Raw genomic sequence first — 22,124 nt, forward strand, 5'->3', positions numbered from 1 at the left:
GTTCTTGGTACGTTTGCCTTCGCACATAGTGCGGATTTCGACCACATTCGTTTCGTCCGAACATATTTAGGTTTCAAGAGATTACAAAAAGTTAAGCGCCATAAACATTTTTTGTTCTCTCAACTGTTGAAGCCGTTACAGATAGACCTCCGGCTGCTATATTAAATTTTCGGGGTCGGCCGCCTTCAGGTGGGTTTTGTCCGAAAAAGAATTCTGACCACAACCCGTGTGACCGCCAGCACAGGCGAGCACAAATAACTGGACAACGAACAACAAGCAGGAAAGCATTCATGGCGCAGATATTTGACCGCAGCTCCAATGCTTTGGCTCGAGCGAGCCTGGTGCTGACTGGTCTGATTGTGATTGCACTCGGAGTAACGCTCGATCAGTTGCAGCGCTCCCCATGGGTTACTCGCCAAGGCCAGAGACCCGAACAGCCAGTTCCATTCAGCCATAAACATCACGTGACGGGACTCGGACTGCAGTGCCAGTACTGCCACACCTCGGTTGAGAAATCCAGCTATGCGGGCATTCCTCCTACCAAGACCTGCATGAACTGCCATGCGCAGATCTGGACCAACGCTGCGCTGCTGCAACCGGTGCGCGACAGTTGGGCCACTGGTGAGTCGCTTCCCTGGATCAAGGTGCACGACCTTCCCGACTACGTTTATTTCAGTCACGAGATTCACGTGAACAAGGGTCTCGGCTGCGCCAGTTGTCATGGCCGGGTCGATCAGATGCCGCTGATGTACGCGCAGAACACGCTGCAGATGGAGTGGTGCCTCAACTGCCATCGCAATCCAGCCAAGAATCTGCGTCCCACGAGCCAGCTTTACAACATGGCATGGGAATCGCCTGCGTCGGATCGTCCAGTATGGTGCGCGACGAGCGACGTAAAAGAAGGCACACCCACGGCGCAGAGCGTTAACTGCGTAACCAAAGATCCGAGCGGTGAAGGCCCGCAGGTCGCCGCGCTGCAGATGCCGGGCTCACCTACAACAGGCAAAGCTGGCGCCGCTCCCGTCAGCGAAGTCCCGGCGGCGCTCCATTATGAAAAATTCACCAGCCAGGATCAACTGGGCCACTTCCTTTTGAAGCAGTACCACATTCGCACTCCCAACGAACTGAGCAGCTGCGAGGTTTGCCACCGATGAGCAGCGAACCCATGAACGCAGGAACGAACCAGACGGGGCACACCGTGGAGATTGAAAAAAGCAAGGCTAGCCTTGCTGAAAACGAAACACCGATGACGCTCGAACAGGTTCGCGCCAAGGTAAAAGGCACAGGACCAAAGTTCTGGCGCTCGATCGACGAACTTCAGAACACACCGGAGTTCCAGGCCGCCGTCGAAAAAGAATTTCCCAGCGCTGCGCAAGAATGGGTCGATCCAGTTTCACGCCGCGGCTTCCTCAAAGTCATGGGTGCGTCCATGGCGCTGGCCGGACTCGCGGGCTGCACGAAGCAGCCAGATGAGCCTATCTATCCCTACGTCAAGGCGCCCGAGGATCTCCTGCTCGGCAAGCCAAACTACTTCGCCAGCATGAACCCGCTGCCCACGGGCGGCGTGCCTCTGCTGGTCAAGACCGATCAGTATCGTCCTGTCAAAGTTGACGGTAATCCCGATCACGCCTACAACCACGGCTCTTCCGATGTCTTTTCGCAGGGCTCGCTGCTTGATCTTTACGATCCCGACCGCTCGCAGCATGTCACCTTCGAGGGCGAGAATCGACAGTGGTCCGACTTCGCGCAGGCGTTGCACGATAAGGTTGTTGCCAGCAAAGATGGCACTGGTATTTACTTCCTCTCCGCCACCATCACGTCGCCCACGCTTGCGCGCCAGTGGAAGGCCGTGCAGACCGCATATCCCAAGGCGACGCTGGTGCAGTACGACCCTGCCATTGCAGGCACGTTCCTTGCCCGTGGCTACAACGTTCAGTACGACCTGAGCAATGCCGACGTCATTGTCTCGCTAGACGCCGACTTCCTCTCCGGCGCTTCCTATCCCGGATTCCACAAACTGGTCGCCGATTACGCGAAGCGCCGCAAAGATCCCGCGAACGGGATGAACCGGCTTTACGCCGTAGAGAGTTCACCGACGACTACCGGCATGAAGGCGGAACATCGCCTCGGCCTGCGTGCCAGCGAGATTCCCGCATTCGCTGCGGCGCTTGCTTCGGCAGTGGGAGCTTCCGGCGCGTCTGCCCCGCAATATTCGTGGACCGGCGAACAGCAGGCATTCCTCGCGGCTCTCGCGAAGGACCTCAAATCAGCCAGTGGCAAGAGTGCCGCGCTTCCTGGCCTCTATCAGGATGAGTCAGTAGCGGCCCTCGCGCTCGCCATCAACCAAGCTCTGGGCAATGTCGGCAAAACGGTTACCGTATCTTCCGATCCCGCGATTCCGCTGCCCAGCGATCAGAACGGTGATATTAAAAAACTCGTCGCCGATCTCAATGGCGGCAAGGTTGACTGGCTTGTGTGTCTCAATTCGAACCCGATCTATTCGGCACCGGCCGATCTGGGATTCAACGACCAGTTGCTTGGCAAGGCAAAGATTGTCGCGCATCTCGGCTCTCATTACGACGAAACAGGCCACCTCGCGCATTGGCATATTCCGGCCGTACACTATCTTGAGTCGTGGTCTGATGCCCGTGCGTATGACGGCACCGTCTCTATTGTGCAGCCGCTGATCGAACCGCTCTACGGCGGCAAGAGCGCACACGATGTCTTTCAGACTTTGCTTGACAATCCGCAACTGAGCGCCTACGACGCCGTTCGCATCACGCAGAAAGACACCATCAAGGGCGACTTTGAAGCCGGCTGGCGCAAGGCTCTCCATGCGGGATGGATCGAGAACACCACATTCGGTAGCGGTGGGTCTTCAAAGTCAGCGTCCTCCACTGTTCCCGCTCCCAATCCGAAGGACCAGTTCGAAATCATCTTCCATCCCGATCCGAACATCTATGACGGCCGCTATTCAAACGTTGGCTGGCTGCAGGAACTTCCCAAGCCGGTTACAAGCTTGAGCTGGGATAACGCTGCCATCCTTTCCGGCGCAACTCTGGAAAGTCTGAAGCTCGAGGAAGACGACATCGTCGAAATCAGCGCAGGAGGGGGAGTGGTCAAGGCTCCCGTGATGGTAGCGCCGGGTCATCCCGACAACTCCGTCACTCTATATATGGGGTACGGTCGGGAATTTGCCGGCCGCGTTGGCTCGGGCGCCGGCTTCAATGCCTACCTGGTGCGCACCACAGCTGCTCCGTTTTTCGCTACCGGATCCATTAAGAAGGTAGATGGCAAGTGGGGAATCGCCATCACCAAGAGCCACTACCAGGATCATCGCGGCAAAAACCTCTCTGAATATGGCAACCAGAACCGCTCCCTTGAAGCTGTTGAAGCTCTGGGCGAGCGCGGCATCATCCGCTACGCCAGCCTTGAGGACTTCAAGGCAAACCCCAACTTCGCACACGAAGGCGAAGGCCACGATACTCCCGAGTACGACACCACACTCTTCCCAAATTGGCAATACAACGGCAACAAGTGGGGCATGTCCATCGACATGAATAGTTGTACCGGCTGCAATGCCTGCATCGTGGCTTGCTATGCCGAGAACAACATCGCAGTCGTAGGAAAACAGCAAGTCCGCATTGGCCGCAACATGCAGTGGCTGCGTATTGACTCTTACTTCGAAGGCGACCTCGCTGCACCCCGCGCGCATTTCCAGCCCATGACTTGCCAGCACTGCGAGAACGCTCCCTGCGAACAGGTCTGCCCGGTGGGCGCCACGGTGCACACACCGGAAGGCATCAATACTATGGTGTACAACCGCTGCGTTGGCACCCGCTACTGCTCCAATAACTGCCCCTACAAGGTGCGGCGCTTTAACTTCCTGCTCTACTCCGACTACGAGACCGAGAGTCTCAAGCTGATGCGCAATCCCGACGTTTCCGTCCGTTCCCGCGGCGTGATGGAGAAGTGCAGCTACTGCGTGCAGCGCGTCAACGAGGCCAAGATTCAAGCCGACAAGGAGAACCGCCCGATCCGCGACGGCGAAGTTGTCACAGCCTGCCAGCAGGCCTGCCCCGCGTCGGTCATCACCTTCGGCAACCTTAACGACAAGAACAGCAAGGTTGCAAAGCTCAACGAAGACAAGCGCATGTATCAGGTCATCGCCGATCAGAACACGCGGCCTCGGACACGCTATCTTGCCGAGGTTCTGAATTTTAATCCTGAACTTGAACAGAAGCCGGTGGAGCACACACCGGCAAAGGGTTGAAGTCATAATGGCGACCAGTGAAATAAAACGAGGCGACCCTGGCATCGATCCAAAGACCGGAGAATTCCGCGTCGTCGGCGTCAGCGAGACCTTCAAGTCGGTAACAGAGAAAATTTCTGGCATTGTGCTCACCCCGCACACCCCGCTCGGCTGGCTCGCGTTCTTCGGTATCGCCGGCGGCGGAGCCACCATCCTCCTCGTCGCGGTTACCTGGCTATTTCTCAAAGGCGTCGGCATCTGGGCCATCACGCAGCCCGTCGCTTGGGGATTCGCCATCATCAACTTTGTCTGGTGGATCGGTATTGGCCACGCCGGAACCCTGATCTCGGCAATTCTTTTGCTCTTCAAACAAACATGGCGCAACTCCATCAGCCGCTTTGCTGAAGCGATGACGATCTTCGCCGTGGTTTGTGCGGGCATGTTCCCGCTGATCCACGTTGGCCGTCCGTGGCTGGGATACTGGATGCTCCCTCTGCCCTACACCATGAACGTATGGCCGCAGTTCCGCTCTCCCCTGGAGTGGGACGTATTCGCGGTGTCCACCTATGCGACCATCTCGGTGGTGTTCTGGTATCTCGGCATGATCCCCGACTTCGGGACATTCCGGGATCGGGCACAATCTAAGCCCGCCCAGTATGCCTACGGCTTGCTCTCGTGGGGATGGCGCGGTTCTGTTCGCCACTGGATGCGTTATGAGACGGCATCGCTACTGCTGGCCGGACTCGCAACTCCGCTGGTTCTCTCTGTACACACTGTCATCAGCTTCGACTTCGCGGTTGCGGTCCTGCCGGGATGGCACACTACCATCTTCCCGCCCTACTTTGTCGCCGGCGCCATTTACTCCGGTTTCGCCATGGTGCTCACGCTGGCCATTCCGTTGCGCAAGTTCTACCATCTTGAGCAACTCGTTACCGAGCGCCACATCGACAACATGGGCAAAGTGATGCTCGCCACCGGCTTCATCGTGGCCTACGGCTACGGTATGGAAGCCTTCATGGCCTGGTATTCCGCCTCCCACTGGGAAGCCTTCATGTTCTGGAATCGCGCCTTCGGGCCCATGGGCTGGAGTTATTGGACGCTGATCATCTGCAACTTGCTCATTCCTCTCACCACGCTCTGGTCGCGCAAACTGCGTACCCACATCGGCTTCATGTTCTTCATTTCCATCGTGGTCAACGTCGGCATGTGGTTCGAGCGCTTCGTGATCATCGTAACCAGCTTGTATCGCGACTTCCTGCCTTCCTCGTGGGGAACCTACCGTGCGACGAAGTGGGACTACATGACCTTCATCGGAACTATGGGATTGTTCACGACCTTGTTCTTGTTGTTTGTGCGCTTCCTGCCCATGATTCCCATGAACGAAATTCGCATGATTCTGCCCGCGGCCAAAATCAAGCCGAAAGCGGTAGCGGGAGCAGGTGACTAACCATGCCTTCACGTGAAGGGACTTACGGCCTGCTGGCCGAATTCGATACACCGAGCGATCTGGTTCGCGCAGCGCGACAGGCGCGCGAAGATGGATGGCGCCGCCTGGATTGCTACACGCCTTATCCTGTCGAAGAAGCGGCCGAGGCCATCGGCTTCCATCGCAACCGCGTTCCACTCGTCACGCTGGTTGGCGCATTGATGGGTCTGGCAGCAATGTTTTCGATGGAGACGTGGGTCTCCGTCATTGCCTACCCGCTCAACATCGGGGGTCGCCCGCTGTACTCATGGCCAGCGTTTATCGTGCCTGCCTATGAGTGGACGATTCTCTGGGCCGGCCTGTCCGCTGCCTTTGGCATGATGGCGCTGAACGGCTTGCCGCAGCTTTATCACCCTCTCTTTAACGCACCCAACTTTCGCGACGGCGCTACGTCAGACAAGTTCTTCCTCTGTCTCGAGGCGCTCGACCCGAAGTTCGACCTGATCGAATCCAAAGAATACTTGAAAACTCTGGAGCCGGTTTCGATTGTGGAGGTGGAGTACTAAATGCAAATCCTCCACTTTACAAAAAAAGGTCTCATCCTGAGCGCACCGAAGCAGGGCCGAAGGACTTGCTTTAGCTCTTTCACTGCTTATGCCGGCCTCACTGTAATGATGCTTCTCGCCGGTTGTCGCCAGGACATGCAAGACCAGCCGAAGATGATTCCCCAACGCGGCTCTGATTTTTATGCTGATCATCGTGGCGCGCGTCCGCAGGTTGTCAATACCGTTGCGCGCGGAGAGCTTCAAGAAGACAGCTACTTCTACACGGGCGTTATCCAGGGTGCCAACGGTTATCGCGAGGAGCAGAACACAATGCCGTTCCCCGTCACCATGGAAGTGCTTGAGCGTGGACAGGAGCGCTTCAATGTCTACTGCACTCCCTGTCACTCGCGGGTCGGGAACGGCCTGGGCGAAATTGTGGAGCGCGGTTACAAGCCTGCCGCCAATCTCCACGACCAAGTTCGCCGGGCGCAGCCGATTTCGCACTACTTCTATGTCATGACGCACGGCTATGGCGCCATGCCCGACTACTCGGCGCAACTGACGCCTGAGGATCGCTGGGCAGTTGCAGCGTATATTCGCGCATTACAGCTTAGCCAGGCGGCTTCTGCGGGCGATGTTCCTTCTGGCGTGCAGGTACAAAAGCTGAGTGATGTCGCGGAAAGGGAACACTTGCCGGCCAGTTATGCGCAACCGTGGTCGTTGCCCGCTACAGCGGTTCAGGCATATCCGCCGACAAACGAAGGAACGCCGGCAATGGCTCCCGGAAATCCGGCTGACCCTCTGATCAAGATTCCAGCAAGCAAAACGGCTCCAGCGGCCGCGAAGTAAGGACTAAGTTCAATGGCTCACGAAACACACGGTGCATCTCACGCAAAAGCACTTCCCGCCGATCTGAGCGCTCCCTCGTTTGTAGACGGCTGGCGGTCGCGTGCGCTTGTGGTCGGTGCGATTGCTGCCATCGCGGCCGTGATTCTCGCGTTCCTTGGCCAGGCGCAGGATCAGCTCGGCTGGGACCACGTTTATCGCGCATGGATTCTTGGCATGTTGCTAACTTTCGGCTGGACTGTCGGCGGTCTCGCGCTTCTTATGGTGCAGTATTGTTCCGGCGGCAAGTGGGGACTGCTATTGCGCCGCCCTCTTGAAGCCGCCACCCGAACTCTTCCTCTCATCTTCGGTTACTGGGTGGTCTCCGCACTCTTCATGAAGCGCCTTTATCTGTGGGCGCAGTACACCAATCCGAATGACACAGCAGCGGCTCTCAAATCGGGTTTGATCAGCGAAATCCAGGCACACTGCCTCGACTTCAAGCGTCCGATGCTGAATCCGGTTACGTACATTGCCGTCATGCTGCTTTGCTTTGCGATCTGGGGACTTTACACGTGGCGCCTCAACGCGCTCGGCCTCAAGCGGGACACCGAATCGCTCGACACTACGCCCTACTGGATCAAGAAACTTGAGAACGTCAGCGGCCCGGGCATCGTCGTCTACTCACTCACCATGACTGCAGCTGTTATTTACTGGGTCATGTCGATGGATGTTACCTGGTTCTCTTCGGTCTACGGCTTGCTCTTCCTCGTCGGCCAGGGATATTCAGTTCTCGCGCTGTCGATACTTACATCGATCAGCCTCTCGAAAGCAGAGCCATTCAAGACCATCCTTCGCACCACTGAGCAGCATGACCTCGGCAAGTTCACCTTCGCCTTTGTCATGCTGAATATCTATCTCGGTTTCGCGCAGTTCCTGATCATCTGGTCTGGCAACCTGCCTGAAGAAATTCCCTGGTACCTCGATCGCATTCGCGGTCACTGGGGCATCATTATTACTCTCGACTTCATCTTCCATTGGCTCATCCCGTTCTCGCTGCTGTTGTCGCGGGACATCAAGCGCAACAAGAAGCGCATGGTACGCGTCTGCCAGTGGATGATCTTCGCCAAGGCATTCGATCTGTTCTGGCTTATCGAGCCGAACTTCAAGGATGCCGCTCGCAACCTGCACTTCAGCTGGGGAATTCTTGAATACATCGCTGTTCCAGTCGCGATGGTTTCCGTCTGGATTGCTTATTACAGTCACAACTTGAAGACACGTGCGCTGGTGCAAACCAACGATCCGCACGTTGCAGAGATTCTGGAGCCCGAACATGTCCACGCTTGATCACAACGAACCCGACGACCAAAAAGTGCTTGGTTCGCATGGCCCCAGCGAGATCGACGCCTCTGCTGGTTACGAGCAGACCGATGTCAAGGTCACGGGCATTATCGTCTTTCTCGTTTCGCTTGCGATCCTTGTCGCCGTTTGCGGCGTGGTCACCTATGGCATGGGCAAGCTGATCAATGCGCGCATGAATAAGGAAGACGGACCCAACAGCAAGTGGACCAAGACCGCCGAGATCCGCCAACTCGGCAATTTGCCATCGAGCCCGGAGATGCAAAACAAGATCGCGGAAATCACCCGGACCTTTCCGACACCTCGTGTACAGACCGATGATGGCAACCAGGACGTAGCGGATCTTCATCAGCGCGAAGACTTGCTGCTGGACAACTACACATGGGTTGACCAGTCGCAGGGCAAAGTAAGAATTCCGATCGAACGGGCCATGCAGATCATCGCGCAAAAGGGTTTGCCCGTCGCTCCTACAGTCCAGCAGGCGCCGCTTCTCGCAGGTGATTCAAAGCCAACAGTGACAGCACCGATCACCGACGGCTTTGCACGCACGGGCTACGAACAGGATCAAGCCGCGGCCCAAAAAGCCGAGGCGCAGCAGCAAGCCGAGACTCAGCAGCACGAGTAACGACGAAAGTGTGAAGCAGTATGCAGAACAGCAGTAACAGTGCGAACAAGACGACCAGCATCAGGCAACGCAGTTTCACCGCGGCCTCGATCTTCTTGTGCCTTGCCGCACTGACGCCATCTTTGTTGGGGCAGGTATCAAGCTACGGCGAAAAGGAGACTGGGCCTGATAACGGCAAGCCCCCCGCCATCCTCAATGGTGTAGGCGTGACTCAGCGACTGAATGAGCAGTTGCCGCTCGATCTCACGTTCACTGACGACATGGGCAAAACGGTTCAGCTCGCGAGCTACTTTGGGAAAAGGCCCGCCATTCTCGCGCTCGTCTATTACCAGTGCCCGATGTTGTGCTCAGAAGAGTTGAACGGCCTCACGGGCGCACTGCAGATGGTCGACGAAGTTCCCGGCCGCGATTTCAACGTCATCGTTGTCAGCATCGATCCCAGCGAAGGCACCAACCTTGCTGCGGACAAGAAGCGCAACTACCTCCGCCGGTACGGACATCCTGAAACCGCCGATGGCTGGCACTTCATGACCGGCACGCAAGCCAACATCGATGCGCTGACCAAGGCGGTCGGCTTTGGCTACGTCAAGATTCCCGGGCCCGATGGCAAGCTCACGCAGTTCGCCCACGCCAGCTCCATTCAGCTCGTAACTCCGCAGGGCAAGCTGGCACAGTACTACATGGGAGTCGAGTACTCTCCGAAAGATATTCGCCTCGGTCTCGTCGAGGCTTCGAACAATCACATCGGCTCACCCGTCGACAACATTCTTACTTACTGCTATCACTACGACCCGGCAACCAATAAGCATTCGCTGATCATTGCTCGCGTTGTGCAGATGGGTGGCGCGATGACTGTGATTCTGCTGGGCGGGTTTATGTGGATCATGTTCCGCCGCGACTATCGCAAGGCTCATGACCAACTTGTTTCAGGAACAAAGGTGAACGGATAACGGAATGCACATCAGTCCAGTACTCTGGCAATTTCTCGTCAAGTGGCTGACGAACTTCTCTCTGTATCCACCGGAGGCGTCGAAGATCGCCCCGCAGATGGATGCACTGTACTTCTTCATGGTCCTGGTGAGCTTGATTGGGTTGACTATCGTCATCCTTCTGGTCACCAGCTTTTCGATCATGTACAGCAAGAAGCGCCACCCTGTTGCGGTGCAGATCGAAGGCTCCACGATGCTCGAGGCAACGTGGACCATCATTCCGCTCGGCCTGTTTCTCATCATGTTTGTCTGGGGCGCGCTTATTTACTTCCGCGTCTACACGCCGCCTGCCAACGCCATGAATATCTACGTTGTCGGCAAGCAGTGGATGTGGAAAGCTGAACATCCCGGCGGCCAGCACGAAATCAATTCCCTCCATGTGCCCACGGGGCGTGCGGTGCAACTCACGCTTATCTCGCAGGACGTGTTCCACAGCTTCTCGATTCCCGCCTTCCGCGTAAAGCGTGAAGCGATTCCCGGCCGCTACACCACCGTCTGGTTTGAAGCCACCACGCCCGGCACCTATCACCTCTTCTGCACCCAGTACTGCGGCACCGACCACTCGCACATGATTGGCGATGTCGTGGTTATGACTCCTGACGATTTCAAGAAGTGGCTGGCCGGCTCCACGAGTGGTGCATCGCTTGCCCAGAATGGTGAGCGTCTTTTCGCCAGTCTCAGCTGCGCGGCTTGCCATAATGCGCGTCCGGACGCGCGCGGCCCGAGTCTCGCCAACGTCTACGGGGCCAAACTTACCCTCGCAAACGGCCAGACGACGACGGTCGACGAAGCTTTTCTGCGCGATGCGATTCTCAATCCATCGCAGCACGTAACCCAAGGGTATGCGCCCATCATGCCCACCTATCAAGGTCAGATAAGCGAAGACGGCGTGATCGCGCTGGTCGAATTTCTGAAGAACCTCAACTCTGATTACCGCGTGCAGCAGACGACCGCAACAACAACGCTGCTGCCTGAAAGTGAAGGCACGGCAACGCCCGCCGGACAAAAGCCCGCCGGGCAGGGGATGGTGAAAAAATGAGTAGCAGCACAATCGTCAGTCTTCCCGATCAGTCATTAGCCCGGATTCCGAGGATGAATTTTATCTCCAAGGAAAAAGGTCTGTTGAGCTGGCTTCTGACCGGCGACCACAAGCGGATTGCCATGCTGTACCTGGCCTCGATCACGTTCTTTTTTTTCATAGGAGGAGCGCTCGCAGGACTGATCCGTCTTGAGCTGCTTACGCCGCAGTCTGACCTCATGGCCACGGACACCTACAACAAGGTGTTCACCATGCACGGCATTATCATGATCTTTTTCTTCCTGGTGCCGTCGGTCCCGGCCACGCTGGGAAATTTCTTTATCCCCATGATGATCGGCGCCAAAGACCTCGCACTGCCGAAGATCAACCTGCTGAGCTGGTATCTGTACATGGCGGCTGGCATCCTCGCCATCTACTCCATGGCTACCGGTGGAGTCGATACAGGGTGGACATTTACTACGCCACTTTCTACCCACTACCTCAATACCAACGTTCTCACTACCGGCGTCGCGATCTTCATTGCTGGATTCAGTTCCATTTTTACCGGCCTTAATTTCATCGTCACTATCCACAAAATGCGCTGCCCTGGGATGACCTGGTTCCGTATGCCGCTTTTTGTCTGGGCACACTACGCGGCCAGCATTCTCATGGTCCTCGGTACCCCGGTTCTTGCCATCGCGATTGTTCTGGTGGCTCTGGAGCGCGTCTTCGGCATCGGCGTTTTCGATCCGACCAAGGGCGGCGATCCGCTGCTCTTCCAGCACTTGTTCTGGTTCTACTCGCACCCTGCCGTCTACATCATGATTCTGCCAGGCATGGGCGTGATCTCCGAGACTATCTCTACCTTCAGCCGCAAGCGCGTCTTTGGATATACGGCCGTCGCCTTCTCTTCGGTAGCTATTGCGGTCTTCGGCTTCTTTGTCTGGGCCCACCACATGTTCATCATGGGTATCTCCAACTACTCCATGCTGGTGTTCTCGCTGCTTACGATGCTGGTCGCCGTGCCCTCCGCGATCAAGATCTTCAACTGGGCTTTCACTCTCTACAAAGGGTCAATCACTTTTGAAACGCCCATGCTCTACACCTTCGGCTTCATGGGGTTGTTCACCATCGGTGGATTGACTGGCGTTTTCCTCGGAACTTCGGGAACGGATATCCATCTCACCGAAACCTACTTCATCGTGGCCCACTTCCATTTCGTCATGGTGGGCGGCATGTTGATGGCGTTCCTTGCCGGCATCCATTTCTGGTGGCCCAAGATGACGGGCCGTATGTATCCGGAGAAGATTTCCCAATTCGCCGCGGTCGTTACCTTCATCGGGTTCAACTTCACATTCTTCCCGCAGTTCATCCTCGGAACGCTTGGGATGCCGCGCCGTTACGCTACCTATCCGCCGGAGTTCCAGGTGCTGAACGTCTTCTCGACTGCAGGCGCAACCATCCTCGGTATCGGCTACCTGCTGCCACTTCTCTACCTCACCTGGTCGCTCCGCTACGGCGAAATCGCCGGTGAAAATCCGTGGCAGGCCACCGGGCTCGAGTGGCAGACCCAGTCGCCTCCTCTCACTGAGAATTTTCCCGCAATTCCGATCATGGATCACGAGGCCTACGACTACGAGTGGTTGGAAGGTCAGAGAGAGAAAGAGGTGGCGAGTGTCGGATAGCCAGGTAGTCGTGCACGGCGCAGCCGAAGGAACTCACCACGAGCACCTTCCCTATCAGCGCCACCACTTCGAAACATACGCGCAGCAGAGCGATGCCACCAATTTCGCAATGTGGCTTTTCCTGCTGACGGAAATCATGTTCTTCGGCGGTCTGTTCACCGCTTATTTGATCTATCGGAACTGGTACTACCCAGCATTCGTCCAGGCATCGCACCAGTTACAGATCTTTTGGGGCACTGCCAACACCGCCGTCCTCATCACCTCCAGTTTCACCATGGCCATGGGCGTGTGGTCTGCAGAAATGCGGAAGAAGGGCGCGCTGGTACTTTGCCTGGTCATCACCTTTGTTCTGGGTATCGTCTTCCTTGGGATCAAGACGATCGAGTACAAGGAAAAATACGACAAACACCATATTCCGGGCTTGCACTACAGCCTGCAGTCATTCCTCAATCCCGCCTCCGATGAGGAAGTCTACAAGGAGTATCACGACAAGCCGCTTTCGCTCGACATGGCGCGCCATACGGAGATCTACTTCTTCCTTTACTTCGCTATGACCGGCATGCACGCGCTCCACATGATCATCGGTATCGCTATTCTGGGATTCATGATCTTCAGAGCGCAAGCCGGTGCGTACACCACCGGCCACGTCACTTTCGTCGAGAATTTTGGCCTTTACTGGCACTTCGTCGACATCATCTGGATCTATCTTTTCCCGCTGCTCTATCTGATCAGCAGGCATCAATAAAGGATCAACGCCATGAGTGCACCGCACGACAAAGACTTTGAATCCATCGAGGAGCACGAGCACGAACACCACATCGTCAGCCCGCGGATTTACCTGGCGATTGTGGGCATACTCCTGGTGATGACCGCCACAACTGTGGGCGTCTCTTACATCGATCTGGGGCTCTTCAACCCCATCGTTGCGCTGGCGATTGCCGCCTTCAAGATGGTCCTGGTCGTTCTCTTCTTCATGCACGTGAAGTACTCGACGAAGCTCACCAAACTCACCGTGGGCGCCGGACTATTCACCTTTCTCATCCTGATCGGCATGACCCTCTCCGACTACTTCACGCGCGCGTGGGGTCGCTGGTAGACAACTGCAATTTTGCTCCAATAAAGAGGCCGCCCACGGGCGGCCTCTTTGCGTGTGTGAATCGACTCTTCAGCCCTGTTTCGCAGGCTTGCAATTCGGATGCGGGTTCTTGAAATCAACCTCGATCGGCAGCCAGTCGGACAGCCGCTTCACGTCGACTTCGGCATCGTTGGCGGAGTTCGAAAGCGAAGACCGCGCTAGCGCTACGTTCAGCTTTACCTTCCCCTTCATGCAGTAAGCCCCGAGGAACTTGGACAGGTCCTTGTTGGCTATATCCATATATTCGGCAGGCAGAGCGCCTTCCCCGCCGTGAATATCAACAGGGGCCATGATCATCTTGTTTGCTACCGGCCGGTCTTTCTCAACTCCAGAAGTATCGAAGCGGATCACCAGGGTAGCTCTCGTTTCAAACTCTTCTTTCGGATTCGCCACATACGTGACTGTTGGAATGGTGACGCCCGCCGGGTTCGGCTTAGTTAGCTTGGTGTCAAAAGCAATGTGATAGCGAGCGCCCTTCCACTTCGGTGTCGCCGGCGCAGTGGCGGCCTTGTCCCCCATATTGCATCCCGTCAGAAGCGCCAGCCCACCCAGCGCCAGAATGATAATTTCCTTCCTCAAGTCACCCTCCTCAATCGCAATGAAACGACGCGGAAGAATACCACCCCTTGGTATCGAAAGAGTGTGATTTCTGACAACCGTCAAATGAAGCTGTCACCGTCGGGAAATGTTATGCGACCGATGTTAGCCGAGCTCGCGATCGCGAATTCCCGGAAGCTGTGAAGTTGTACGGTCTGTCCGCGTGATCAATTGATTCTGCATGGTTTACAGGCCGGTTTTTGGCGGAGCTTCACAGTTGCATAGGGAGTGGGGGAAGGGGGTACTGTTTCCTCCGAAAATGAAGGGCTACGCTTATGCATTCAGACGACCCTGTGAATCATCAGTCCGAGATGCTGAGGCTTTCGCCGAACGATATCGATGGCAACCGTTTCTACGAAATCGAAATCGCTTGCCAAATTTGTTGGGCTCACGCCATTAAAACCGGAACTACCTCTCCTGACCGCCGACAATCTAAAGAGCAATGTCCCGCCACGATAACACTCCTGAATCACTTCAAAAACTCGCCGACAACCCGCGCATCCTAGTTCGTCGCGAGGGATCACCACGGCAGGATGCAGAATGCGTCGTCTACTGGATGCAGCGCGCGATGCGCATCCACGAAAACCCTGCCCTCGATGTCGCCATCGCCGCGGCCAACTTGCTCGGACTGCCTATCGTCGTGTTTTTTTCGGTAATTCCTAACTACCCAAATGCCAACCTGCGGCACTACCACTTTCTGCAACAGGGCCTGCGCGACGTGGAAGAAGACGCAAAAGAACGGGGGGTCGCCTTTGTTCTGCGCCGGCATCCCGACAACTCTCTGGAGGAGTTTCTGGAAGAAGTGCATGCGGCGATGCTGATCGGCGACGAAAATCCCTGCCGCGAGCCGGAACGCTGGCGGAAGGTTCTTGCTCGACGGCTAAAGTTGCCTTATTGGACCGTCGATGCCGACGTGGTTGTTCCTTCCGCAGTTTTTGGACGCGACTACTTCCTGCTGCAGCACATGCGCCCACATCTCAAGGAAGCACTGCCCAAGTTTCTTGTCACAACCAAAAACTCAAAGCCTCAATATGGCTGGACGAAACCCAAATCTCTCCACAGCGAATCGCTCGCCCATGACATTACCGCTGGATTTAAAGATCTCGATCGCACCATCAAACCTGTCGATACCTTTACCGGGGGGACGCACGCCGCGCTTGCGCACCTTCGAGACTTCATCAGCCACGGGCTGAAAGATTACGTGGACAAGCGCAATCATCCCGAAGTGAAAGGCACGAGCCGTCTCTCTCCTTACCTGCACTTCGGCAACATCGGACCGATCACCATTGCGCTTGCGGTCGAAAGGGCCCTTGCTGAAGGACACATTGAGCAGGCCGCACGAGATCGATTTCTGGATCAGGTCATTGCCTGGCGGGAGCTTTCGGTGCTCTTCGTGAAGTACAACGACAATTACGACAATTGGGAATCTGCGGAGCCGTGGGCACACAAGACTCTCGTAGAGCATGGCGGCGATCAGCGTCCTTTCCGCTACTCCTTTGAGCAGCTAGAGCGCGCCGAAACGCACGACGACCTCTGGAACGCCGCCCAACGGGAGATGACCGAGAACGGCTGGATGCATAACTACATGCGTATGTACTGGGCCAAGATGATTCTCGAGTGGGCTCCCGATCCTGCACGCGCCTACGAGTGGGCCGTCATTCTCAACGACCGCTACGAACTCGACGGCCGGGATCCCAATGGCTACGCCGGCATTGCCTGGGCTATCGTCGGCAAGCACGACCGCCCCTGGTTTAATCGCCCCGTTTTCGGCCTCGTGCGGCCGATGTCCGGCGCTTCCACGTCGAAGAAATTCGACGCGAAGACCTATATCGATCAAAACAGCGGCAGCGCGAAGCTGCCTTTCTAGCGAGCCTGAGTTTATTTCAGCAAGAGATGTAGCGACGGTCACATCTCTGCCTCGCCAGCGCAGTCCTAAAATGGGACACAATTTCAATGCCGGAAAGTGCGGGCTCCGCGCCGGGTTTTTGAATGGATTTTGCTTAACTTCCCTCGGACGATCAGTGTGAGAGGCGGGAATCGAATCCTGTGCGCGTGTGACCATCTGGGCGAGTAGAAATATCTGCACTCAATCAATCCGGCGGACCACAGCCATTATCGCTTTTGGGATAAGCTTAGCGGTCTTCGCGTTCTTTGCACGCTCAGCTGAAGGACAGAGTGCAGGCGCCTTCGTTCAACAAAGCACCGGAACCGACGTTCCACTGCGCGCGAGAAACGCCCGCAGATTTCTCGAGAAGCGTGGCTGGCCACGAAATCAATCCCGCCTGAACAGTGATCGCCCCAAGCCTCTAATCGCAAGTCAGACATTCGATGCCAGTGTATCGACGGCAATCTGGCAGCCTCTTGGGCCGGGCGCGGTCATCTCTCCCAACTTCGGTCTGATTACCGGTCGCGTGTCCTCTATCGCCATCGATCCTGCCGACGCTACGGGGAACCGCGTGTATGTGGGCACGACCGGCGGTGGAGTTTGGCTTTCGCAGAACGCGGGCACTGCCGGCTCGGTGGTCTTTACGCCGCTTACGGACGCTCCAGCAGGCTTCAACGCTGTGCGCTACGCCTCCATCAGCATCGGTGCGATTTCGGTTCAGCCCGGCAGCACGGGAGTCATCCTTGCCGGAACCGGCGACCCCAACGATGCACTTGATTCTTACTACGGGGCCGGAGTGTTGCGTTCTCCAGATGGCGGCGCCACTTGGACGGTGATGTCGCATACCGCAGACCAGATGTTTTCGTTTCAGGGCGAGGGCTTTGCAGGTTTCGCATGGAGCACCGTCAATCCACAAGTGGTTGTGGCTGCGGTTTCACAGTCTTATGAAAGCACGCTGGTCAGCGCGCAGCTTTTCGGCGTCAGCTACGCGGGACTCTACTACTCGAGTGATGCGGGCGCTACCTGGTCGCTGGCGAGCATCAACGATTCACCGGGACAGGACGTTCAAGGGCCACAGGATCTTTTCGCTTCTCCGAATGGGAACTCGGCTACGGCGGTTGTCTGGAATGCTGCTCGGCGCTTATTCATCGCGGCAGTTCGTTTTCACGGCTACTACCAGTCGAGCGACGGTGTCACGTGGACCCGCATGGCCGCTCAACCCGGCAGTGGGATGACAGCGCAGATGTGCCCGACCAATCCTGGAGCTATAGGCTCATTGGCTTGCCCGGTCTTTCGCGGAGCACTCGCCGTGAACCCGTTCACTGGCGACACTTTTGCGTGGACAGTCGACGTCAACAATCAAGATCAGGGGCTTTGGCAGGATGCATGCTCGCTCTCCAATGGAATGTGCAGCAATCAGGCTGTTGCCTTTTCGCAGCGCTGGAGTACGGCGTCGCTTGAGACCAACACCAGCCTTGGATCTGCCACTATCGCTAATGGCGACTATGATCTCGTTCTTGCGGCCGTTCCCGCGCAGCAGGATACGATGCTGCTGGCCGGCGCCAACGATCTGTGGCGTTGCAGCCTGGCGATGGGCTGCACGTGGCGCAACACTACGAATGCAACCACCTGCATGAGCGCACAAGTCGCTCCGTACCAGCACGCCGTGGCCTGGAATATTTCAGACCCGGAAGAGATTTTCATCGGCAACGACAGTGGGCTCTGGCGCTCCACCGATGCCATCGGCGAGACGGGTTCAGTTTGCTCTTCTGCAGACAGTTCTCACTTTCAGAATCTCAATACAGGTATCGGTTCGCTTGCGGAAGTCGAGAGCATGTCTCAGGTCGAAAACTCGCCCTATACGATGATGGCCGGCTTTGGCGCCAACGGTACTGCCGGCGTGAAAAGCACGACCGGCCCCACGGGGGAATGGCCGCAGATACTCAGTGGCGAGGGTGGCCCTGTCGCAATTGATGGCAACGATCCTGTGCGATGGTATGTCAACAACAGCGCCGGCGTTTCGATTTACAGCTGTGCTCAAACGGGAGACTGCACTTCGGGGGATTTCGGTTCGGCACCTGTCGTCAACGATGCGGACGTAGCGGGAGACGGATACACCATGACATCGCCCGCGCCGTTTATCGTCGACCCACTTGACAGCACCCAATTGCTGATCGGCACATGCCGGCTGTGGCGTGGGCCTGTTGATGGTTCAAGCTGGACTGGGGCCAATGCGATCAGTCGCATTCTGGATGGGGTTTCGGGTCTGAGCTACTGCAGCGGAGACGCGCTCATCCGCACCGTGTCGGCGTTGCCGCTGTCTAACGGTAGTGAAGTGATCTACGCGGGAATGCATGGTGCAATGGATTGCGGCGCAACCCTGGGCGGCCATATCTTCAATGCTACTTACAGTCCAAACGGTTCTTCCATGCCTGCTTGGCAGGATCTGACACTAAACCCGGTTCTCAACGATCAGGTGCGGTTCAATTACTACGGGCTCAATGTCTCCAGCATCTTCATCGATCCTCATGATGCAACCGGTAACACCGTGTACGTCACGATCGAGGGCGCGGAGGATTCGCTTCACGCTATCCGCATTATTTACGGCACAACGGATGGTGGAGCACACTGGTCCGAGCTGACATCGAACCTGCCTCACTCGCCTGCGAACGCCGTTGTGGTTGATCCTCAGGACGCCAACACCGTCTATATCGCAACCGACGAGGGGGTTTACTCGACTCGCCAGATTGCCAGTTGCAGTGACGGCCCATCGAACTGCTGGTCCGTTTTTGGCACCGGACTTCCGTTTGCGCCCGTCGTGCAACTCAGCGCGTCGTCCCCTACAAGTCTTCCCAACGTACTCGTGGCCGGAACTTATGGACGCGGCATATGGCAGCTTCCGTTGTGGACTTCAGGAAGTCAGTTGACAACAGCATCGACGCAACCGGGCTCCGTGACTTTCGCGTCGCAGCCCGTTGGAACGACGAGCAGTGCAGAGTCGATCACGCTTACGAACACTGGTGGAATCGCGCTTGCTGTCTCTACCATAGCGGCAACAACAAATTTTGGAGAAACTGACAACTGCACGGGGCACGCAGTGAGTGCCGGCGGCAGTTGCCTGATACAGGTGGCTTTCACGCCGGGCGGTGCTGGGAATCTCACCGGTCAACTCACGATAAGCGCAAATGTGTCCGGGGGACAGATCGTAATCCCACTTTCAGGATCTGGTGCTAGCTCAGGCGTCGTCACAGCGTTGCCGGGTACGTTGAGCTTTGGTCAGGTTCAGATCGGAACGACGTCACCAGCGTTGCCGGTCACGGTCGAGAATTCGAGTAACGCATCGATTGCTGTCGCCAGCATTACGGTTGCGCCACCCTTCGTTCTGGCAGCAAATAGTTGCGGTTCCTCACTCGCGGCAAACAGCGATTGTGCACTCTCAGTGACTTTTGCGCCTACACAGGCGGGTAATGCGACTGGCACGCTGACAATCGTCGATGGCGCTGGAACGCAGACGGTGATCGTGAGCGGCACGGGCGCGAATGCAGCTAATGATGCGCTGTCGTCCACGTCGCTCAGCTTTCCGGCAACTGCTTCGGGACAGCAATCAGCCGCGCAACTTGTCACGCTCACGAACAGCGGCGATATGGCGCTGACTTCGATTGTGGTGACGTTGGGCGCTGGATTTCAGCAATCAAATACCTGCGGAACTCAACTGACGGGCAACGCAAGCTGCGCCATCGCCGTGGTGTTCGCCCCTACGACGATTGGCAACGTGAGCGGAAGCCTTAGCGTTTCCGATGCGATCCGCACGCAAACGATTTCACTTTCGGGAGTGGGTTTACAGCCGCCTGCCATCAGCGTGATTCCTGCACAATTGACGTTTCCAGCACAGCAGACCGGGCAAGCTTCCTCGCCGCTCACGTTGACGATCACCAACACGGGTGGCGCGATCATGAGCAGTGTCGGCTTTCAGATTTCGGGGCAGTCGGCGTCGAGTTTTTCGTGGGGCGCTAGTACTTGCGGTGCGACATTGAGCAGCGGAAGCAGCTGTACGGTTCAAGTCGGCTTCACTCCAGTGACAGCAGGGTCACTCACCGCTGCATTGGTGGTGACGTCCTCAACTCTGAATGTTGCTCCCGTTCAGGTACCTCTCAGCGGTGTCGGTCAGGCTGCTTCGGGAATCGTCATCAGTCCGGCGCAGATGTTCTTTACGCAGTCGACTCTGGGGCAGGCCAGTAGCACGCAGGCTGCGACGATCACGAACACCAGCACCGTGACTGCAACCGGCCTGACGTTTTCTGTGTCGTCCTCTTTCGCCCTGGTGCAGAACACCTGCGGTTCCACGCTTGCCGCCGGAACTGCATGTTCGGCCGGAGTAGTGTTTATCCCAACGGCGAACGGGGTTGTTACAGGTGCTCTCACCGTGAGTTCATCAGCATTTGTCACCGCCGCCAGCGTATCGCTCACCGGAGCTGGCGGAGCGGCCGGTTCAATGCAAGTGCAGCCAACGGCTCTCAGTTTTCCGTCGACTGGAGTTGGCAACAACAGCGCACCACTGATGGTGACACTTACGAACAATGGTTCGATGCCACTGGCCGGCGTCACGCTTGCGGCTTCGAGCCAATTCCAGATGGGATCGACGAACTGCGGCGCGTCGCTTGCGGTCGGGGCCAGTTGCACCGCGCAGGTCGAATTCGTTCCGTCGAGCGCCGGACAGCAAACGGGCAATCTCACTGTCTCCAGCGCGACTCTTGCTACGCCGGTGATGGTTTCTCTCTCCGGCATGGGGTTTGATTTTTCCTTGTCCTCAACAGGGGAATCAAGCCAGACGGTAGCGAGTGGACAGACGGCCATCTACAACCTCAACCTTGCGACCATGAGCGGGTCGAGCGGCAATTTTACGTTTGCCTGCGGTTCGTTGCCGGCAAACTCGGCGTGCACCTTCAATCCAGCCAGCGAATCGGTTTCGGGAAATTCTACGGGGAGCGCCAAGGCGCAGATTGCCACCGGCTTTTCTGCGGCGTCCTCGCGTAATGCCGGACCTTCTGCTCGCCTACCTCGCAGTTTGCTGTTCGCTTGCGGATTGTTGTTGCTGCCCTTGGCGGTCAGACGCAGATTCCGCGGCGTCTTTTTTATGACGATCCTGTTGCTGGCTCCGTTCGGAATCTCAAGCTGTGCTGGAGCAGGTGGCGGCAGTAGTGGCGCGCCTCCGATTTCGGCCAACAAGAATACTCCGGCGGGAACGTACTCCGTTGTCGTAACCGCGACAGCAAACGGGCTGTCACACAAAATCACGCTCACGTTGACCGTAGATTAGCTATGCGAATGACCATGCTTGCTGGCGTGCAAGTGGGGGCGCGAATTGAGGAGCGGCTATACTTTAAATTCACGTATGTCTGCGACGATGAGGCAAAAAGCTGCGTCGGAGACTGCAATCGCTAGGACGAAGGATGCCTCAGCAATGACCGCGAATGTAACTCTTCAGGACGTGAAGCGCGTAGCCGAACTGGCTCACCTTGAACTGACTCCGACGGAAACCGAGAGTATGCAGCACGACCTGAACGCGATTCTGGACCATGTCGCGCAGTTGAACGAACTGGATACCGACTCGGTCGCTCCATTGGCCCAGATGAGCGAACTTGCGGGGGCTGGTTCAGCAGGCTCGCTTCGTGAGGATGTGGTGCGGCCTTCGCTGAATCGCACCGCGGTGATGTCTGAAGCGCCGGAGACGGACCAGGTCTTCTTCAAGGTTCCTAAGGTGATTGAAAGATAAAAAAGGGAAG

Annotated in this window: 16 protein-coding genes; 15 read left to right on the plus strand and 1 reads right to left on the minus strand. The window is 56.8% G+C overall.

Going from position 1 to position 22,124, the window contains the following annotated elements; genetic code table 11:
- Nucleotides 1-290 precede the first annotated feature (290 nt).
- From P8935_RS10560 to P8935_RS10615, 12 genes are read left to right on the plus strand one after another with little or no spacing between them, the layout of a single operon-like run.
- Nucleotides 291-1,154: a cytochrome c3 family protein gene (locus tag P8935_RS10560; RefSeq protein WP_348264957.1), complete on the plus strand. Its 864-nt coding sequence runs from the start codon at nucleotides 291-293 to the stop codon at nucleotides 1,152-1,154.
- The gene (locus P8935_RS10565; protein ID WP_348264958.1) at nucleotides 1,151-4,273 is read left to right on the plus strand and encodes a TAT-variant-translocated molybdopterin oxidoreductase; all 3,123 of its coding nucleotides are present in this window, start codon (nucleotides 1,151-1,153) and stop codon (nucleotides 4,271-4,273) included. The genes P8935_RS10560 and P8935_RS10565 overlap by 4 nt, the downstream gene beginning before the upstream one ends.
- Nucleotides 4,274-4,280: 7 nt before the next feature.
- A complete protein-coding gene (nrfD, locus tag P8935_RS10570; RefSeq protein WP_348264959.1) occupies nucleotides 4,281-5,699 on the plus strand; it encodes an NrfD/PsrC family molybdoenzyme membrane anchor subunit in 1,419 nt (472 codons plus the stop codon).
- A 2-nt stretch (nucleotides 5,700-5,701) separates the two neighbouring features.
- A complete protein-coding gene (locus P8935_RS10575; RefSeq protein ID WP_348264960.1) occupies nucleotides 5,702-6,244 on the plus strand; it encodes a DUF3341 domain-containing protein in 543 nt (180 codons plus the stop codon).
- Nucleotides 6,245-7,072 carry a cytochrome c gene (locus P8935_RS10580; protein WP_348264961.1) on the plus strand — a complete coding sequence of 276 codons (828 nt, stop codon included), beginning with the start codon at nucleotides 6,245-6,247 and terminating at the stop codon, nucleotides 7,070-7,072.
- A gap of 12 nt (nucleotides 7,073-7,084) precedes the next feature.
- Nucleotides 7,085-8,395 carry a hypothetical protein gene (locus P8935_RS10585; RefSeq protein ID WP_348264962.1) on the plus strand — a complete coding sequence of 437 codons (1,311 nt, stop codon included), beginning with the start codon at nucleotides 7,085-7,087 and terminating at the stop codon, nucleotides 8,393-8,395.
- Nucleotides 8,382-9,032 carry a hypothetical protein gene (locus P8935_RS10590; protein ID WP_348264963.1) on the plus strand — a complete coding sequence of 217 codons (651 nt, stop codon included), beginning with the start codon at nucleotides 8,382-8,384 and terminating at the stop codon, nucleotides 9,030-9,032. Before P8935_RS10585 ends, P8935_RS10590 begins: the two co-directional genes overlap by 14 nt.
- A gap of 20 nt (nucleotides 9,033-9,052) precedes the next feature.
- Nucleotides 9,053-9,982 carry an SCO family protein gene (locus P8935_RS10595; RefSeq protein WP_348264964.1) on the plus strand — a complete coding sequence of 310 codons (930 nt, stop codon included), beginning with the start codon at nucleotides 9,053-9,055 and terminating at the stop codon, nucleotides 9,980-9,982.
- Nucleotides 9,983-9,986: 4 nt separating this feature from the next.
- Entirely contained in the window at nucleotides 9,987-11,060 is a 1,074-nt protein-coding gene (coxB, locus tag P8935_RS10600; protein ID WP_348264965.1) for a cytochrome c oxidase subunit II, read from the plus strand.
- A complete protein-coding gene (gene ctaD / locus P8935_RS10605; protein WP_348264966.1) occupies nucleotides 11,057-12,724 on the plus strand; it encodes a cytochrome c oxidase subunit I in 1,668 nt (555 codons plus the stop codon). The genes coxB and ctaD overlap by 4 nt, the downstream gene beginning before the upstream one ends.
- Nucleotides 12,714-13,469 (plus strand): cytochrome c oxidase subunit 3 family protein, encoded by a 756-nt coding sequence (locus P8935_RS10610; RefSeq protein ID WP_348264967.1) that lies wholly within the window; start codon nucleotides 12,714-12,716, stop codon nucleotides 13,467-13,469. The genes ctaD and P8935_RS10610 overlap by 11 nt, the downstream gene beginning before the upstream one ends.
- 12 nt (nucleotides 13,470-13,481) lie before the next feature.
- Complete coding sequence (locus P8935_RS10615; RefSeq protein ID WP_348264968.1) at nucleotides 13,482-13,820, plus strand: cytochrome C oxidase subunit IV family protein; 339 nt, start codon at nucleotides 13,482-13,484, stop codon at nucleotides 13,818-13,820.
- A 69-nt stretch (nucleotides 13,821-13,889) separates the two neighbouring features.
- On the opposite strand, the gene P8935_RS10620 is transcribed toward P8935_RS10615, so the two are convergent.
- Entirely contained in the window at nucleotides 13,890-14,438 is a 549-nt protein-coding gene (locus P8935_RS10620; protein ID WP_348264969.1) for a hypothetical protein, read from the minus strand.
- A gap of 460 nt (nucleotides 14,439-14,898) precedes the next feature.
- Between P8935_RS10620 and P8935_RS10625 the strand changes: the two genes are divergently transcribed.
- From P8935_RS10625 to gatC, 3 genes are all read left to right on the plus strand, one after another.
- The gene (locus tag P8935_RS10625) at nucleotides 14,899-16,323 is read left to right on the plus strand and encodes a deoxyribodipyrimidine photo-lyase (RefSeq protein WP_348264970.1); all 1,425 of its coding nucleotides are present in this window, start codon (nucleotides 14,899-14,901) and stop codon (nucleotides 16,321-16,323) included.
- Between the two features lie 544 nt (nucleotides 16,324-16,867).
- Nucleotides 16,868-21,658, plus strand: coding sequence for a choice-of-anchor D domain-containing protein (locus P8935_RS10630; protein ID WP_348264971.1), 4,791 nt, complete (start codon nucleotides 16,868-16,870; stop codon nucleotides 21,656-21,658).
- A gap of 144 nt (nucleotides 21,659-21,802) precedes the next feature.
- Nucleotides 21,803-22,114, plus strand: a complete 312-nt coding sequence (gene gatC / locus P8935_RS10635) for an Asp-tRNA(Asn)/Glu-tRNA(Gln) amidotransferase subunit GatC (protein WP_348264972.1) — start codon at nucleotides 21,803-21,805, stop codon at nucleotides 22,112-22,114.
- The last annotated feature ends 10 nt before the right edge of the window (nucleotides 22,115-22,124 follow it).

Source organism: Telmatobacter sp. DSM 110680 (assembly GCF_039994875.1).
Classification (GTDB): domain Bacteria; phylum Acidobacteriota; class Terriglobia; order Terriglobales; family Acidobacteriaceae; genus Telmatobacter.